At 65.9% G+C, this 16232-nt stretch carries 16 protein-coding genes; 11 read left to right on the forward strand and 5 right to left on the reverse strand.

Features of this window, described 5'->3' with window-relative positions:
- Position 1: 1 nt before the first annotated feature.
- Positions 2-829: a hypothetical protein gene (locus tag ABZX86_RS28825; RefSeq protein ID WP_355128292.1), complete on the forward strand. Its 828-nt coding sequence runs from the start codon at positions 2-4 to the stop codon at positions 827-829.
- A complete protein-coding gene (locus ABZX86_RS28830; protein ID WP_355127800.1) occupies positions 826-1884 on the forward strand; it encodes a hypothetical protein in 1059 nt (352 codons plus the stop codon). The genes ABZX86_RS28825 and ABZX86_RS28830 overlap by 4 nt, the downstream gene beginning before the upstream one ends.
- A gap of 79 nt (positions 1885-1963) precedes the next feature.
- On the opposite strand, the gene ABZX86_RS28835 is transcribed toward ABZX86_RS28830, so the two are convergent.
- Complete coding sequence (locus tag ABZX86_RS28835) at positions 1964-3139, reverse strand: cytochrome P450 (protein WP_355128294.1); 1176 nt, start codon at positions 3137-3139, stop codon at positions 1964-1966.
- Between the two features lie 429 nt (positions 3140-3568).
- Here ABZX86_RS28835 and dinB point away from each other — a divergent pair, with 429 nt between their 5' ends.
- Entirely contained in the window at positions 3569-4795 is a 1227-nt protein-coding gene (dinB, locus tag ABZX86_RS28840) for a DNA polymerase IV (RefSeq protein ID WP_355127801.1), read from the forward strand.
- Between the two features lie 70 nt (positions 4796-4865).
- Here the strand turns inward: dinB and ABZX86_RS28845 are convergent, their stop codons facing one another.
- The 3 genes from ABZX86_RS28845 to ABZX86_RS28855 all read right to left on the reverse strand — a co-directional run bounded on the left by ABZX86_RS28845 (position 4866) and on the right by ABZX86_RS28855 (position 8007).
- Positions 4866-6086, reverse strand: coding sequence for a serine hydrolase (locus ABZX86_RS28845; RefSeq protein ID WP_355127802.1), 1221 nt, complete (start codon positions 6084-6086; stop codon positions 4866-4868).
- An 85-nt stretch (positions 6087-6171) separates the two neighbouring features.
- The gene (locus ABZX86_RS28850; protein ID WP_355127803.1) at positions 6172-6687 is read right to left on the reverse strand and encodes a flavoprotein; all 516 of its coding nucleotides are present in this window, start codon (positions 6685-6687) and stop codon (positions 6172-6174) included.
- Between the two features lie 132 nt (positions 6688-6819).
- Complete coding sequence (locus ABZX86_RS28855; RefSeq protein WP_355127804.1) at positions 6820-8007, reverse strand: helix-turn-helix transcriptional regulator; 1188 nt, start codon at positions 8005-8007, stop codon at positions 6820-6822.
- A gap of 638 nt (positions 8008-8645) precedes the next feature.
- On the opposite strand from ABZX86_RS28855, the gene ABZX86_RS28860 reads away from it, so the two are divergent.
- From ABZX86_RS28860 to ABZX86_RS28890, 7 genes are all read left to right on the forward strand, one after another.
- Positions 8646-9110: a hypothetical protein gene (locus ABZX86_RS28860; protein ID WP_355127805.1), complete on the forward strand. Its 465-nt coding sequence runs from the start codon at positions 8646-8648 to the stop codon at positions 9108-9110.
- 103 nt (positions 9111-9213) lie between these two features.
- Positions 9214-9717 carry a hypothetical protein gene (locus ABZX86_RS28865; protein WP_355127806.1) on the forward strand — a complete coding sequence of 168 codons (504 nt, stop codon included), beginning with the start codon at positions 9214-9216 and terminating at the stop codon, positions 9715-9717.
- 320 nt (positions 9718-10037) lie between these two features.
- Entirely contained in the window at positions 10038-10385 is a 348-nt protein-coding gene (locus ABZX86_RS28870; RefSeq protein ID WP_327139217.1) for a YciI family protein, read from the forward strand.
- Between the two features lie 4 nt (positions 10386-10389).
- Positions 10390-11658 (forward strand): sigma-70 family RNA polymerase sigma factor, encoded by a 1269-nt coding sequence (locus tag ABZX86_RS28875; RefSeq protein WP_355127807.1) that lies wholly within the window; start codon positions 10390-10392, stop codon positions 11656-11658.
- A 44-nt stretch (positions 11659-11702) separates the two neighbouring features.
- Positions 11703-11879: a CopG family transcriptional regulator gene (locus tag ABZX86_RS28880; RefSeq protein ID WP_355127808.1), complete on the forward strand. Its 177-nt coding sequence runs from the start codon at positions 11703-11705 to the stop codon at positions 11877-11879.
- 1 nt (position 11880) lies between these two features.
- Positions 11881-12225, forward strand: coding sequence for a VOC family protein (locus ABZX86_RS28885; protein ID WP_355127809.1), 345 nt, complete (start codon positions 11881-11883; stop codon positions 12223-12225).
- A gap of 2 nt (positions 12226-12227) precedes the next feature.
- Positions 12228-13076: a class I SAM-dependent methyltransferase gene (locus ABZX86_RS28890; RefSeq protein ID WP_355127810.1), complete on the forward strand. Its 849-nt coding sequence runs from the start codon at positions 12228-12230 to the stop codon at positions 13074-13076.
- A gap of 60 nt (positions 13077-13136) precedes the next feature.
- On the opposite strand, the gene ABZX86_RS28895 is transcribed toward ABZX86_RS28890, so the two are convergent.
- Entirely contained in the window at positions 13137-13925 is a 789-nt protein-coding gene (locus ABZX86_RS28895; RefSeq protein ID WP_355127811.1) for a GNAT family N-acetyltransferase, read from the reverse strand.
- Positions 13926-14627: 702 nt separating this feature from the next.
- Between ABZX86_RS28895 and murJ the strand changes: the two genes are divergently transcribed.
- Positions 14628-16193: a murein biosynthesis integral membrane protein MurJ gene (gene murJ, locus ABZX86_RS28900; protein ID WP_355127812.1), complete on the forward strand. Its 1566-nt coding sequence runs from the start codon at positions 14628-14630 to the stop codon at positions 16191-16193.
- The last annotated feature ends 39 nt before the right edge of the window (positions 16194-16232 follow it).

Here is a 16232-nt window from a genome sequence, read left to right on the forward strand (position 1 = left end):
GATTTTCGGACGTACTACGGGTCGCGCATTCGCGGTCCTGCTGGCCGCCACCGCGGTGCTAGCAACCGGTTGCGGCAGTGATGATTCCGCCAAATCCGCGAGCGGACCGGAGCAGCTCGTCGGACTACTGCGCTTCACACCCGGCGCGGCGAACGGAAACGCCGTGACCGGCACCTGGTTCCGCATGGTGCAGCCGGGCGGCACCCCTGAGAACGGGCCGTACATGCCCAATGGCGATTCGCCCGCACAGGGCGGCTCGACCACGTTGCTGGAACCGGGAACGGCGGGCGGACTGCGCGTCGGCGGCTATCAGAGTGAGCCCAATCCCAGTTTCGCGCAGGGCAATTCGCTGGCGGCCTCGATCACGAAGCCGACCAAGTTCTTCGCCGTGGAATTCGGCACCTCCACCAATGCGGTCGATCCGCAGACTCAGCGCGCGGTGCCGCCGCCGACCGTGACCGACAATAACGGCAAGCTGACCGCCGATCTGTCCGCGTGGGCCGCGTCCTGGAACGATCAGGAATTCAATCAGGGCGCACCCAAACCGCCGGAGAAGCAGGGTGCGCAGGTCGCCGGCGCGGAGCAGGTGCAGAAGGCCTGGGATTGGGTCGCTCAGCGCTGGTTCGATCGGCCGAGTTCCGATGCCGCCCAAGGTCCTTCAGCCACCGGCACCTACGACCCGAAGTCCCGCGCCTTCACCCTCCAGTGGACCAGCCTGATCGTCGGGGGTCCGTTCAACGGCTTCACCGGCGTCTGGCATCTGGAAGGCGTTTTCGAACCCGACGCCGCGGGCTCGCCTGCGACAACACCTAGGAGTACCGGCCGATGACTTCCGCCGAAAAGTATCGCCGACCGGCGGTGGTCGCGGCCATCCGCGCTATCGCCGCCCTGACCGTCGTCGGCAGCGCCGCCGCGGTCACCACCCTGACGGTGCGCGCCGATGACCACACCACGACCACCGTGGTCGCGAGGGAACAGACCTCCACCACAACAATATCCGCCGCGTCGAGCAAGGTGGAGGTAGCGCCCGCACCGCTCGCCGACGGCGCTGCTCCCGGAGCCGTAGCCCCCGGTGGCCCGAATGCCGCCGCGCCCTTGGGTCAGGCGCCGAATGCCGCAGTTCCGATCGGTCAGGTCCCGGGCGCCGCCGTTGCTCTGGGTCAGGGTGGAGCTCCGGCAGCTTCGGTGCCGCTCGGCCAGGGGACTGCTCCGAACGCCTCCGTGCCGCTGGGTGGAGCCACCGCACCGAATGCGTCCGTCCCGTTGGGTGGAGCCACCGCACCGAATGCGTCTGTTCCGCTGGGCGGGGGTACCGCGCCGAATGCGTCCGTGCCGCTGAATCAGGCTCCCGGACAGGATGGTTCGGTACCGCTCGCGGCAGGCAACCCGTTCGCCACCCGGCCGGTCGAATCCCAGCCGGCCTGCCCGCTGGGCTGGCCCGCGCCGAAGCAGCAGGGCGGACTGGCCTCGCTGATCGGCCTGGCTCCGCTGGCCGGGCCGTTCTCCTCCGAGGCGTTCGCGCTCGGCTCGGTCTATCAGCCGATCCTGCAGCTGGCCGGGCCGATACTGGCCGAGATCGCGCCGGTGATCACCCAGAACCAGCCGCTGATCGATCCCGTCATCGCCAATGTGCAAGCGGTGGAAGCCGTTGTGCTGCAGGCGATACTCCCCTACTACGGCCCCTACCGTGCGCAGCTCATAGCCGCTGAGGGCGACTTCGCCAAGACCCTGGCCCCGATCCTGGATCACGCCTACAACAGCGAGGCCGCCTCCTGCCTGGTCGCCTGGCAGGGCCAGATCATCGACCAGGCCAAGGGCGGCCACATCACCGTCGCCTCCCTGGCCCACCCGGGCACCGTGGTCGAACTGGGCCCGGAGGACTGAGCGTATCCCTGTGCACCAGAGGGTGATTCGACAGCGAAGTCGGTGGCGGTGACCCGATCGCCGCAGCGGGCGATCGGGGTCAGCGCAGGGTGAGTGTGGTTGGCATAGCCGTGAATCCGTGGACGCTCGCCGCGTGGGTGCGCACAGCTCGCTGCTCATCGATGTCGTAGTCGGTGATGCGGGCCGACAGTTCCTCCAGGACCACCCGGGATTCCAGGCGGGCCAGGGAGGAACCGAGGCAGAAGTGCGGCCCGCCGCCGAAGGTGGCCATTGCCTTGGTATCTCGGTCCAGGTCGAAGCGCTCGGGGTCGGGGAAGACTCGGGGGTCCCGGTTGGCGGACCCCATGAGCAGTAGGACGCGCTCCCCGGCGGGGATGGTCACGTCGTGCAGGGTGACGTCCTCGGTGAGCAATCGGGCCGAGGCCGGAGACGGGTGGTCGTAGCGCAGCGACTCCTCGACCCAGTCGGCGATCCGCCCGCCGAGTCCGGCCTTGCGCTGATCCGGATTGTGCCAAGCCCAGTACCAGGCATTGCCCAGCAGATGCGCGGTAGTCTGGTTGCCCGCTCCGATCATCAGGAACATGAAGCCGATGATCTCTTCGTCGGTGAGGCTGTCGCCATCGGCCGAGGCCTGCACCAGGGTCGAGGCCATATCGTCACGCGGGTGGCTGCGCCGGTCGGTGACGAGTTCGGCGTAGTAGCCGTACAGTCCGACAGCCGCTTCCATTGCCTCGGGCGGAATGCCGGGCACATTGTCCACCCGGTACATCACGTTGATCATCATCCGGCCCACCGCCGGCCAGTCCGATTCGGGCACTCCGCTCAGCTCGCAGATCACGTCCGTCGGGACCTTCCCCGCCAGATCCTTCACCAGGTCGAACTCGTCGGACTGCAGGGCCTCATCCAGATACCCGCGCACAATGCCCCGAATCCGGTCTTCCAGCGCCGCGATGCGACGAGGAGTGAATCCGCGAGAGACCAGAGACCGCATCCGAGTGTGCTGAGGCGCGTCCATAGCGAGGAACGACAGGAACTTGGGGGCTACCTCCGGATCCCACGCTCCTTCCTCCAACAGCACGCCGTGCGAATTGGAGTACCTCCGCGTATCCCGCAGCGCCGTAGTGACATCCGCGTGCCGAGACAGCGCCCAGAAGTCCAGCTCCTCATTGCGGAAGACCGGCGCCTCCTCCCGCAATCTCGCATAGACCGGATACGGGTCCTGGTTGATCGAAAAGTCGTACAAATCGAAACGCAGCCCCACTGGGCCCTCCCCGCAGATCACCGACACGATGCAATGATCATCAACGGCCGGGTCGACTTAAACAAGCACTTGCTTGTTAACCGGAGATCAACACTGGCCGCCATCCACTGCGTTGCCACTCCGAGCGCCGCATACGGCCGGTCACATTGTCCCGCAATCGAACTCGATGGGACCGAGCTACATCCGGGGTCAGCCGAGTGCTACGAAGAGTGCCGACGACTGCCCGCCATGTCGGCCATGGCCGTGCGAATGGTGGACGCCTGGACGCGAGCGGGAATCTCCCGGACCCTGAATCCGCGAGCGAGCGCGCTGGGGTTGATCAACCGATCTTTCGGCATCCCCGCGCACGGTCTGGCCCGAACCCCGCGTCAGAGCATCATTTCCGGCGCGGCGAGGCAGACACGCCGTGGTGTATGCGAACATATGTTCGTGTCCGGTGCTGGGATCGAGAAACCGAGTCGCCCCGAGCGGGCGTCGATTCTGCATGCGGATCTCGATTCCTTCTATGCCTCGGTCGAGCAGCGGGACGATCCGCGGCTGCGCGGGAAGCCGGTGCTGGTGGGGTCCGGCGTGGTGCTCGCGGCCAGTTATGAGGCGAAGGCGTTCGGGGTGCGCACGCCCATGAATGCACGGCAAGCGCTGCGGCTGTGCCCGCACGCGATTGTGGTGCCGCCGCGGATGGATGCCTATGCGCAGGCGAGCCGGGCGGTATTCGATATTTTCCGGGACACCACGCCGGAGGTGGAAGGGCTGTCGATCGACGAGGCGTTTCTGGATGTCGGCGGATTGTGGCGGATCGCGGGGACTCCGGTGGAGATCGCTCGGAGGCTGCGCGCGCGGGTGCGTGATGAGGCCGGACTGCCGATTTCGGTCGGTGTGGCGCGCACCAAATTCCTTGCCAAGGTGGCCAGTGCGGTATCGAAACCCGATGGGCTACTGGAGGTTCCGCCGGATCGGGAGCTGGAGTTCCTGCATCCGCTGCCGGTGGAGCGACTGTGGGGCGTCGGCGAGGTGACCGCTCGGGAATTGCGCGAGCGGGGCATCACCAAGGTGGGGCAGCTCGCGGAATTGGGCGAGGGCGCTTTGGCCGCGACGGTCGGGCAGGGCGCCGGGCGGCATCTGTATGCGCTGTCGTGGGCGCGGGACCCGCGCCGGGTCGATACCGGCAGACGCCGGCGGTCCATCGGCGCGCAGCGCGCCCTCGGGCGGCGCGCCCGTGCCGACGACGAACTCGAGGCGTATTTGCACGGGTTGGCCGATCGGCTCGGCCGCCGCCTGCGGTCGGCCGACCGCGTGTGCCGAACCGTGGTGCTGCGCTTGCGATTCGACGATTTCACCCGGGCGACCCGTTCGCACACCCTGCCGCAGGCGACCGACGACAGCGCGGTGGTCCTGCATGCCGCCCGCACACTCCTGACCGCCGCGCTGCCCGCCATTCACGAGCGGGGTGTCACCCTCATCGGCCTGTCTCTGACCAACCTCGACAATGCCGACACCATGCAGCTGGCACTCCCCCTCGAATCCCGTGCGGACTCCACTCTCGATTCGACCCTGGATGCGCTGCACAGTCGTTTCGGCTCCGGCGCCGTCACGCGCGCCGCCCTCCTCGGTCGTGGAGAAGGCTTTTCGATCCCGATGCTCCCCGACTGAGGAGCACCCGGACGCAACGACCCGAAATCTGATGCCGGCGGTCGCGATGCCGCAGGCTGCCTACTTCGGGCTACTCGTGCCGCCCGATGGAATTGGAGATCTGTGCGACCAATTCCCAGGGGCGGGACATATCGGCAACGGCTTTGCCGCTGGTGAGGATTGCGCCCGAGAGGCCGCGGGACTGGTCGGCCCAGCCGTACTGGGTGGTCAATCCGCTTCGGCCGAAATGGGTTTCGGTATTGCGGCCGAACTTCGAACGGCGGGCGCCGAGTTCATAGCCCGCCACCGAGACTCGACCGGCCACACCGGGAATCCAGCGGGCCGGCTGGATCGCGGTGCGCAGTGTCTCCGGGCGCATGATGCGGACGCCGTCCAATTCGCCTCCGCGCGCAAGGATCTCGTAGAAACGGGAGAGTTCGTAGGCGGTGGTCACGAGGTTGCCCGAGGGAAGTTCCGCGGTGAGGAACGCGCGCTCGGCCTCAGCGGTGGTAGGCCCGGAGAGCCCGCCGCCGAGTGCCCTGCCCGCCAGATGCCGCCAGATCCGGGAGGGACCCGGGCCGACCTTCACGCTCGGCACGACCTGGTCCACATCCTCGGGACTTACACCGAAATTGGTCCAGCGGAATCCGAGCGGGTCCAGGACCTGCTCGCGCAGATGCTCGCGCATCGCCTTGCCCGTTGTCCGCTGCACCAGCAGGCGCTGGATCAATCCGCCGGTCATGGCGTGATACACCCGGAACCGGCCGGGCCGCCAGCTCGGGACCAGATCGGACAGCGCCCGCGCCGCCAATTCCTCGTCCAGCACCAGGTCGACCCCGCGATACGGCGGTGTGATGAACGGGACGCCCGCCGAATGCGAGAGCACATCGCCGATGGTGATCCGGTCCTTACCGTTCGCCGCGAACAGCGGAATGTGCCGGGACACCGGATCATCCAGCGCGAACGCGCCCTGCTCGATCAGCATGAACATGAGCGCTGCCGCAACACCTTTGGCCGTGGAAAAGCCACAGAACGGCGTATCGGTCGTGACGAGCCGCTTCTCGGAATCGGGTCCATCCGCGGGCGCATTGCCCCACCCGTGCCCGATCGCCCGGTTCAACAGAATCTTCCCGTCCCGCCGCAGGCAGACCTGGATCGCAGGCGTGGTCCCCATCAGATACCACGAGCGCACCGATTCCCAGATCGACGCGACCTCGTGGGCCGAGCCCGCCGGATCGTCCTCGTAGCCGACCGTCGTCACCGCGTCCAGATCCGGTCCTACCTGCACCATCGATGTCGCAACTGGGCTCATTCGACCAGGATAGAGAGATACGGTCGCGAGCCTCGGCCCGCGACGCGATGATCATCCGCACAAAACGCGCTGCAGCGACTGACTTCTACGTCAACCAAGGATGGTGAAGGAGCGCCTGCCATGCCGCCGGCAACGGCAGCGGGGTGCCAGGCTTCGCCGCAATCACACCTACCCCGCACTCGGCGAGCTTGCGCAAAGCGTCTTGGATCGGCGGGAAGTTCAGCTGGCCCTCATTCGAATACGGCACCGCGACAACGGGCTTCCCGCTCCCGACCGCCTCAATCAACAGCCCTAGAGGAAGGGTGTCGGAGATGCCGACGGACCACTTCGCGGCCGAGTTGCAGGTCAGCGGAGCGACGATCATCGCGTCCGCTGGCGGCAGGAGATCGGGCGTTCCAGGATCCTTGTATGTGGACCTCACCGGCCAACCTGTCATGGAGGCCAGGACGTTGGAGTCGATGAAGCGGGCACCCGAGGGAGAGGCGATCACGCACGCATCCCATCCATCGGCCTGCGCCAGCTCGACCAACGCTGAGATCTCCGATGCCCTGGATGATCCGGTAACGATCGCGTACAGCACCGGGACTCCCTGATCATTCATGCAATCAGCATGGGGCACAGGCCTCGAACGGGCCTGCCATCAGCTACCGTGCCAAGGCCTGAAGGCCGCGTGGAGCCCATGAGTACGCGATGCTGCTCATGGAAAGCGGTTCGCCATAGAACCCCATGATGTCTACGCAGTAACGTGCACGCGTTTTGCGAAGTCGCGCAGACTGCTCTGTCGGTCATGGTGCAGCAGAACGCCCACTACGGTGCGCAGGAGCGTCTGATACCGCACCCATTCCTCACCCGCTACACGCTCCGCAGTCAACAGCATGTCGAGAGCAAGCTGATACTGCCCGATCTGTACAGCCGCCGCAGCCTTGTCAACAAGATGCCGACCTTGCGCAACCGGCGTCAACCCGATCCCACGATTGGGCATCACCTTCGCGACTATCAACGCCTCACCGAACCGCTCGTTCGAGATGTTGATATCCACCGTTTGCATAACCTGCTGGCTCAGACCGAAGTCGGATTCATACCACTTCGTGTCGCGACCGATCCTTTTCGCGATCGCGCCGGCTTCATTCGCGAGCGACAGGGCATCATGAACACGTTGTCCTCGACCCGCCGCGGTCGCACCTTGTAAGAGCAACGCACCATGAACGGCTAAGTGCTGCTCGGAGACCTCACCGCGAGGTTCTACCGATTCCGCAGCCTTCAGAGCGACTCCCTGTGCTTCGTCGTAGCGGCCGGAGACCAAGAGCTGCCAGGAGACGCTGCCGCGCAATGCGGCGAGCAGCAGTTCGTCGTTCCCCTTCTCGGCTGCGCGCAACGCATCTCGAATCGCCATCGATGCCAGATCGGGCTGACCGAAATGCACGAGCGTGCAACCTGCGACCCAGCTGATCCGCGCAAGATGCTCATGAGCTGCTGCTACCTCGTTGCCCTGCGCTGCATGCGCGGTGGCGCGGACCTGAGTAATCCCAGCCGGCAGCAGGCCCGCGAGTACTTCGAAACGACCGAACGAGTAGGCGCCCCATGCCCGGTCAACAATGCGCCGGGCGTCAACGAGGGAAAGGTGGGCCTCGTCGCCCATGTCATCCATCAAGTCACCGACGGGCGTGAGCGCTCTCCGGATCGCGATGATGCCGGCCTCCGGATCGACAAATGGGACGTTGTTGCTGATGTCGAGCAGATCCCGCACATCAGTGTCCAATGCCCGAGCGATCTTTTGTAGCGCAGGGATCGATGGTGTCTTTTCTCCCTGTTCGATCTTGGAGACCATCGACTTGCTGATCCCCGTCAACTCGGCGAGCTTCGCCTGCGTCATGGCCCGTCCACGACGCCGCTTGATTCGTGCGCCGAGCGTCTCGTCCATTCTTGGTTCCTTCGGCTGGATTCCCCACCTTCGAGCGTACAGAGAATCCCCTGTGGGAGTAGCACTCTCAGTGTCACTCGATCTGGTGTCAGCGGGCTTACGTTCGAAACAGATCCCGACACCGGGTAGCCCAATCCCCGCAATGGGAGGGGCGCCGATCCGCTTGCGTTTGTAGCCATACCTTCGCAGTTGGTCGGCGACGGCCCCGGTATCGAAACAACCCACCGAACCGAATAGCCAACCAGAGGCATCCGATGCTGACGACATCGCTCTTCTTGCCCGGCTTGATCGCGACCCTCACGGCAATCGCTTACGGCGCACTACGTCTCCCGCTCACAGAGCTCAGATACACCGCACCGACATCCCGCCCGCGACCAGTCGAGGAATCCCCTATGGACACCACCCAGCGCACGCCGAGCCACGACGTATCAGTGGCGAGCCGATGAGCATCCACTTACCCCAGCATTGGGTGAACGACTGCTGCGAAACGGGCTACATCCCGGACATGGATCGTGAACGCGCCATAGGGATTTCGAAGATCCACGCTTCCTGCACTCCCCCGTGTCCGCGCGTCGTAGCCGCTCTGGAATTTCTGCGCGGCGGGGGTAACGGCCGACCCGGAACACGAGGACACCCGGATGAAGGAACCCTATGCGTACCAACCTGATCGTCCGTATCACCACCAGCGCCGGGGTATCGCCGCCGCACTCCTCCTGGCGGGCAGCATCGACACCGTCGCCGCACCCGCCGCACATGCCGACGCTCTCCACTGTTTCGTCGATGTCTCCACCGTCGAACGGGGCGCGGCCGAGGTCCACTTCGGATTCAAGGCGCACTGCAACATCGACGCCGACACAATCGTGACGGAAACACGGCTGTGGAGGGCAGACTCACCCACCGCCACCCCGCAGCAGCGGGGAGACATGCGCCCTGACACGTTCGTGCTGGCGCAGGACGTCGACAAGTCCTACACCGAACCGTGCAAGGCCAACCAGACAATCGGTTATTGGCACGCCGAAGTGAAGTTCACCGCGAGCAAGGGATTCGCGCACGACACCGACACCGTGATCAGTACCGAAGCACCGCCTGCGATCGCCTGCTGACATATCGCCGACGAAACGACGGACGGTGCTCCTCGAGGAAACACGGGGGCACCGTCACGATCGTGACATGCTGAGAGCCATCCCGGCGGAAGGATTCGATCTCATGACCACCCTGTCGCACCCGGCGATCGAACTCGCTGTCGGCGAGTTTTCCAAGGGCGGCAGTCCGGCCCGTATGGTTGCCGCGATCGACCGCGGCGACACCATGGCCGTGCTGGTCGCCACCGCCAGCCCGTTCGACAGCGACGGCGAAGCCCGTGTGCTCGTGTTCGTCGAACACGACGGCGCGCAGTGGCGTCTGCCCGACGTCGTGAACGGGTCGCTCTGGCGTCCCATCACGCGGGCCGCCACCACTGCGCCCGGTCGGCCGCTCGACGGCAAATGCACCAAGCTTTACAGCAGGACCGACAGCGAGATCGGCTGGTACGGGCTGACCGGGTACGCCGCCGAGGACGCGGCCGCCGTGACCGTGGCCTCCAGCCTCGGCACCGACCGCGTCGAGGTCGCCGCAGACGGGTTGGTGCTGGCCGCTGTGCGTGCCCGCTCCGGCGAAACCCCCGCCGTGATAATCCATTTGGTCAGCGGCGAGAACCTTGTGGCCCCGTAACCCTCTCGGCGATTACGCGACCGATCTCGCGCAGGGGCTGGCGCCCACTCGCATAAACGAAGCCCTGACCCGTAGGGGGATTCGCGCCAGGGCTTCAGCTGGTCAATCGCCCTACTATTCGCGGTGTTACGTCGCCGCCATCACTCGCCGCCAATCGAGCCCCGGGATTTCCTCCTGCTTCACACAACAGAAATCGGCAATCCCAGCAGCGCGCAATGGTGGAAAGATTTTCCGCAGAGTTGTCGATTTCCGGCGAACCCGCTCGTCGGAGAGGTAGAGCAGCCCGAACATCGGGCCGCCGGAACCGAAGGAGCGAAACGATGAGCAAGTATTTGGTACTGCTGTACGAGGACGAAGCCGGGTACGCCGCCGCCTCGCAGGAGGAGCTGGGGGCGATCTATCAGGAGCATGTGACCTTCCAGGAGATCGCGGGTGCGGCTCGGCTCGGCGGGGAAGCGTTGCAGCCGAGTGGCACGGCCACCTCCATTCGCAAGGGCGCAGGCGGTGAGGTGACGGTGACCGACGGGCCGTTCGCGGAGGCGAAGGAGGTGCTCGGCGGCTACTACCTGCTGGAGGCGCCGGATCTGGATGCGGCGATCGCGCTGGCCAAGCAGGTGCCGACACCGTTCGGTGGCGTCGAGGTGCGGCCGATCATGGCGTTCGAATAGTCCGATGACAGCTCTCGACCCGGCCGCGCGCGTCACCGCGGCCGTGGAGCAGGCGCACCGTCGCGAATGGGCCTTTGTGCTCGCCGCGACGGTGCGGTTGGTCCGCGATTTCGACCTCGCCGAAGAATGCGTGCAGGACGCCTATACGAAGGCGCTGACCGAATGGACGGCGCACGGGGTGCCGGACCGGCCTGCCGCATGGCTGACCACCGTCGCCAAACGCCGGGGGCTGGATCTGCTGCGCCGCGAGTCGGCCATGAAGCGGACGCTGCCACTGCTGGTCACCGAGGAAACCGATACCGACACAGCGGATCTCGCACTCGACGGTATCGATGCGGAGTCCGCGATTCCCGATGATCGACTGCGCCTCATCAGTACCTGCTGCCACCCCGCGCTGTCACGGGACGCACAGGTGGCGCTGACCTTGCGGCTCGTCTGCGGCATCACCACCGCCGAGGTGGCGCGGGCGTTCCTCACCAGTGAATCGACCATGGCGGCCCGAATCACCCGGGCCAAGAAGAAGATCGCGCTGGCGCGCATCCCGTATCGGGTGCCGTCGGTGCGGGAGCTTCCGGACCGCATCGATGCCATCAGCGCGGTCATCCATCTGCTGTTCACGACCGGGCACACCGCTCCTTCCGGTGACGTGCTGGTACGGCCGGATCTCACCGTTCGCGCACTCCAGTTGGCGCGCATGATGCATGCGCTGGTTCCCGACGATCCGTCGGTGACCGGATTGCTGGCGCTGATTCTGCTCACCGATGCGCGCAGCCCTGCCCGTGTGGACGAGCAGGGGCGGCTGCTCACGCTGGAGCATCAAGACCGGTCCCGGTGGGATCGGCCGGCCATCGACGAGGGTATCGCTCTGGTGAAACAGGCTCTGCCGCATATGGATCGGTACACGCTGCAGGCGGCCATCGCGGCTGTCCACGATGAAGCGCCGACCTGGGAGCAGACCGATTGGCGGGAGATCACCGGACTGTATGTGCTGCTGCGCCGCGAATGGCCGTCACCGGTGGTACATCTGAATTATGCGATCGCCGTGGGTCTTTCGGGTCGGCCGGAGCGTGCACTCGTGCTGCTGGAGGACCTTTCCGGTGAGCCGGCGATCGCCACCTACGGGTATTTCGAGGCTGCTCGCGCCGCGTTCCTGGCCGAGCTCGGCCGCACGGCGGAGGCGAAGTCCGCCTATGAAGCCGCACTTCTGCTCACCGAGAACGCGGTCGAGCGCGCGTATCTGGTGGATCGCCTGGAGGCGCTGCCGACGCTCTGATTTCCCCTTGGCGGCTAGATTGCTAGCATGCTAGCATCGGTCCTGTGGGCGACGAGGAAGTCAAGCAATTCAATGTGTACCTGCCGATCAGTCTGATCAAGCAGGTGAAACTCCATGCCATCGAAGAGGGCATGTCCCTGTCGGCCCTGGTGGCCGACGCACTCCGGGCGTACCTCGAAAGCCCACAGCAGCAGCGGAATTCAGCGAAGAATGAGGACTGACGTGACCATCGAAGGCATCGACGGCATATTCCTGGAGACCCACAATTGGGGCCAGGCAGCGAAGTACTACCAGGCACTCGGATTCGAACTCGATTTCGCCACCGACCACGGCTCCGGGCTGCTGCGGCACCGCACCGGGCCATACGTCTTCCTCGTCGAGGTTCCCGCCGATCAGGAGGCGCGGACGCAATTCGTGCTGAAGGTGACCGATGAGCAGGCGTTCCAGCCCGATGCGGTACTCGAGGTGCTGAACGAATTCGAGGACACCCACTACGGGACCCGGGAGATGCTCGTGCGCGATCCCGACGGCCGGCTCTGGAACCTACAGGCACCGGGCAAGGACTGAACATGCTGCACACCATCGCTCCCGAGGACACCGCGCTGCGCGTCGCGCTGTGGCGCGCGCTGCACCTGCAGGTCGATGCGCAACCACATGTGCTCGAGGATGACATCGGGTTGAAGCTGGCTGCGCCCGAGGGGAATTGGCGTGAACGCCCCGATATGGACCCGGCGATCATGGCCCGCATTCGCGCCACCATCGTGGCGCGGGCCCGGCTGATCGAAGACCTGGTCGAGGAACAGGCCGCGCTCGGCGTCGACCAATACGTGATTCTCGGCGCGGGCCTGGACACCTTCGCCCAGCGTCGACCCGATATCGCCCCCGGCATAAGGCTTTTCGAAGTCGACCAGACCGGGCCGCAGAAATGGAAACGCCACCGGCTGATCGACCTCGGTTACGGCCTCCCCGAACACCTCACACTGGTGCCCGTGGACTTCGAAGCCGAATCATGGTGGGACCGCTTGGCGGACGAGGGTTTCGACGCCGATCGCCCCGCCGTGGTGGCCTCCACCGGCGTCACCATGTACCTCACCGCCGAGGCGAATGCGGACACCTTCCGGCAGGCAGCCCAACTCGCCCCCGGCTCCACCTTCGCAACCACCTTCACCCTCCCCCTCGAGCTGGTGGAACCCGAAGAACAGCCCGGCCGCAGCAATACCGAACGCCTCGCCCGAGCCGCAGGCAACCCCTTCATCACCTTCTACTCCCCCGATGAGATCATCGCGCTCGCAAAGGAATCCGGATTCTCCGGAGCTCGGCACGTATCCGCGGACGACGTCGCGGCGCGCTACTTCTCCGGTCGCACGGACAACCTCCGTCCGTCCAGCTCGGAGCAGATACTCATCGCCACAACGTAATTCACGCCTACGGTGGGTGGCAGGCGCCGCAGGACGGCACTTGCCACCCACCGGGGCCGGTCATCGCAGCACTAGTTCCAGATTGCTCTCGACGCGCTCGGCGCCGATGCCGTCGAACAATGCCGTTGCCGCGGTGTTGGATTCGTTCACCTCGGTGTACGCCGGGCCTATCCCACCGCGGTGCAGCACGCCCAGCGCGTGCGCGAGTAGCGCCCGCCCCACGCCGGTCCGTTGCTCCGCGGCCCGGACCGCGATCAGGCCGATACGCGGCTGCCGGGTCGCCTGCACAACACGAATCAACCCGACGTATCGGCCCGATCGCACGGCAACCGCGTACTTGGACGGGTCGACAACAGTGTCGCCGACCGGGCGGGGCCGCACTTCGGCAGGCATGCTCTGCCAGCCGACAGTGGCCTCGACCTCGGCTCGAATCGCCCGATCCAATTCCCGCAGTGGAGCTTCCGACGCAGCCTTGATCGCGACTCCCGGCGGTGGCGCGCTCGCGTCGAGTCCGGTGAGCGCCGGATCGGTGGGCACGGAATACTCCCACTCGCGGCGCCCGGGCGAGAATCCCGCCCGCCGCCACCCGGCGGTCAGGTCGGTCTCCGCCTCGTCCACCACGGTGTACAGCGGCCGCGGCAGCTTGGCCCGCAGGGTCGCGGCGAGTTGGTCGAACACGGTGGCATGCCAGGAATCGATGCTGACGAAGAGCCGTCCGTCCGGTCGCCGGGCCACGTCGCCACTGCCGACGACTCGGCCGTCCACCTCGGCGTGCCATTGATTGATCGCGACCCGCGTGATGACGGCGGCGGGCTCGCCTGTTTCGAACGTGAAATGTTGTGAATACATGGTTGTCGCCTTTCGGGATTGCCGATTTTCAGGCGCTCCCGGCGACAACTACGACGTTCGCCCGACCGTGACGGCGAGGGGGAGCACCCATTTCGATGCAGCATTCATGGGTCTCACCTCCTCGCACGATGTCACGGTCCCGGCACAGTACCAACCACACCCATCCGCGAGCGACTTCTTTTCCGCGAACGATCGAGCAACCGATTCCTGGCGAAAGTCTCACCGGGACGGCAGCATCGGATTCGACATCCCATATCCGAAGCGAGGGCTATGACCGACTACGGCCACCTCCCGACACAGCCGATCCCGCGACTGGCCGGGCCACCCCCATTGCGGAGAGAGCCCAACTGGACGGGGGACGCAGCCGGTCGGCACCGCGTTCTCAGTCGAGCTCACGGCTCGGCCGAGTGGGCGGGCGGGCACTCGAACAGTACTCAGCAGGGCAGGGCCGCTGGTTCGGACGGTTACGGGTCAGACCTGGGAACCGGGGCGGGCAACGCAACTGATCAGTACCCCGTCCGCAGCCGAGGTCGCGAGCAGACCGGCCCGGCGGGCGCCCGCTCAACCAGAACTCAGCGAGAGGGGGCCGGGCCACATGGTGACCGGTCAGGTCTCGGCGTCAGGGCTGGTAAGCGCAATGGACCGTCTGGATCCGGTGGCGGGGAAGGTTCGCGGAGTGGCTCGGGCGGTGTAGGAGGCGGGTTGGCTCGGGCGGGAAGCCATGTCGCGCTTGCTGGATTGGTGAGTCGGGTGACGGGGTTCGCGCGGACGCTTGTGCTGGCCGCGTTGCTCGGTACCGCTGCGGTCGGTGATGCTTATGCGGGGGCTAACCAGCTGCCGAATATGGTGTACGAGCTGCTGTTGGGGAGTGTGTTCGCGAGTGCGGTAGTTCCGCTGCTGATGCGGGCGCGGCGGCACGGGCGCAAGCACTCTCGGGAGTTCACGCAGCGGGTGCTGGTGGCGGCGGTGCTCGGGTTGGCGGCGATCACCGTGATTACGGTGGTGTGCGCACCACTTATCGTGCGAGTCTTCGTGGCCGATTCGGCGCAGCGTCATCTGGCCACGCTGTTCGCGTACCTGTTGTTGCCGGAGATTTTCTTCTACGGGGTGGCGGTCTTGCTGACCGCTGTGCTCAATGTTCGGGACAGCTTTGCCGCGGCCGCGTGGGCTCCGGTTGTCAACAATGTGATCGTGCTGCTGACCTGTGGCATCTTCGTACTGGTTCCGGGACCGGTCACGTTGACTCCAGCCGCCATGACAACCATGCAGATTCTGACAATCGGGCTCGGCACCACCGCGGGATTGGTCGGGCAGGCGGCCTGGGTCATAGTTGCGCTGCGCCGCAATGGATTCCACTGGAACTGGCACGCCCGCCCGCTCCCCTATACCTGGCGTCCGGTGCGCGCCGGACTTCCGGTGCTCGGCTGGGTCCTCGGGTATGCCGCGATCAGTCAGGTCGGTGTCGCCGTCACCATGCGCGTGGCGTTCGACCACGGCGGGATGTCCATCTCCTCGTACGCGGATCTGCTGTTCCAGGTCCCCTACGGGATTCTCGCGGCATCGCTGCTGACGCTGCTCATGCCACGGATCTCCCGTTCCGCCGCCCTCGGTGATCTGCGCGGTGTGATCGCGGATCTCGGGCGCGGAGCGCGGTATCTGACAGTGGCGCTGGTGCCGATCACGGTGGCCATGGCGCTGCTCGGCCCGATGCTGGCCAGCACGGTATTCGGCGGGCGGGTCGATCCGGCGGCGGCCCGGTTGATCGGAACGGCCGTCGCGTGCTCGGCCTTCGGGCTGGCGCCGTTCGCGCTGGTCATGCTCCAGATGCGAGTGTTCTACGCCTACAACGACACTCGCACCCCGACGGTGATCAATGTCGCGATGGTGGTCACGAAGGTCACCGTCATCGCCGTCTCGGCGGCGGTCTTTCCCGACCATATCGTCGTCGTGCTGCTGAGCGTCTCCAGCTCGCTCGCCTATGTTGTCGGCGCGACGCTCGGGCATGTGCTGCTGCGCAAGCGTTGTGGACTGCTCGGATTCACCGCTGTCGGTGAGACATTCACCCGGGTGGTGTGGGCGACCGCCATCGCGGGCGCATCGTGCGCGGCCGTCATGGTCATCGCACAGCACACCGTCTCCGGTCACGGTTTCGCCCATCTCGTCACGCTGACGGGCGGCGCAGCAGGCGGAGCTGTGGCATTCCTGCTCGCCGCGAAGGCAATCGGAATTCCCGAGGTGCGCCACGCGCGAGCTCTCCTGACCGATTGACGGCAGCTTCAGATCGGCGAACCTCTGCCTCGCGAGCGC

Origin of the sequence: Nocardia sp. NPDC006630, assembly GCF_040611495.1 — a bacterium.
In the GTDB taxonomy this organism is placed as follows: Bacteria; Actinomycetota; Actinomycetes; order Mycobacteriales; family Mycobacteriaceae; genus Nocardia.

What these genes read in the sequence shown, in the direction of transcription:
- ABZX86_RS28855 (WP_355127804.1), bottom strand. Translation starts at nt 8,007, where the DNA reads ATGGACGAGACGCTCGGCGCACGAATCAAGCGGCGTCGTGGACGGGCC.
- ABZX86_RS28845 (WP_355127802.1), bottom strand. Translation starts at nt 6,086, where the DNA reads ATGAGCCCAGTTGCGACATCGATGGTGCAGGTAGGACCGGATCTGGAC.
- ABZX86_RS28890 (WP_355127810.1), top strand. Translation starts at nt 12,228, where the DNA reads ATGCTGCACACCATCGCTCCCGAGGACACCGCGCTGCGCGTCGCGCTG.
- ABZX86_RS28830 (WP_355127800.1), top strand. Translation starts at nt 826, where the DNA reads ATGACTTCCGCCGAAAAGTATCGCCGACCGGCGGTGGTCGCGGCCATC.
- ABZX86_RS28860 (WP_355127805.1), top strand. Translation starts at nt 8,646, where the DNA reads ATGAAGGAACCCTATGCGTACCAACCTGATCGTCCGTATCACCACCAG.
- ABZX86_RS28865 (WP_355127806.1), top strand. Translation starts at nt 9,214, where the DNA reads ATGACCACCCTGTCGCACCCGGCGATCGAACTCGCTGTCGGCGAGTTT.
- ABZX86_RS28870 (WP_327139217.1), top strand. Translation starts at nt 10,038, where the DNA reads ATGAGCAAGTATTTGGTACTGCTGTACGAGGACGAAGCCGGGTACGCC.
- dinB (WP_355127801.1), top strand. Translation starts at nt 3,569, where the DNA reads ATGTTCGTGTCCGGTGCTGGGATCGAGAAACCGAGTCGCCCCGAGCGG.
- ABZX86_RS28875 (WP_355127807.1), top strand. Translation starts at nt 10,390, where the DNA reads ATGACAGCTCTCGACCCGGCCGCGCGCGTCACCGCGGCCGTGGAGCAG.
- ABZX86_RS28895 (WP_355127811.1), bottom strand. Translation starts at nt 13,925, where the DNA reads ATGTATTCACAACATTTCACGTTCGAAACAGGCGAGCCCGCCGCCGTC.
- ABZX86_RS28850 (WP_355127803.1), bottom strand. Translation starts at nt 6,687, where the DNA reads ATGAATGATCAGGGAGTCCCGGTGCTGTACGCGATCGTTACCGGATCA.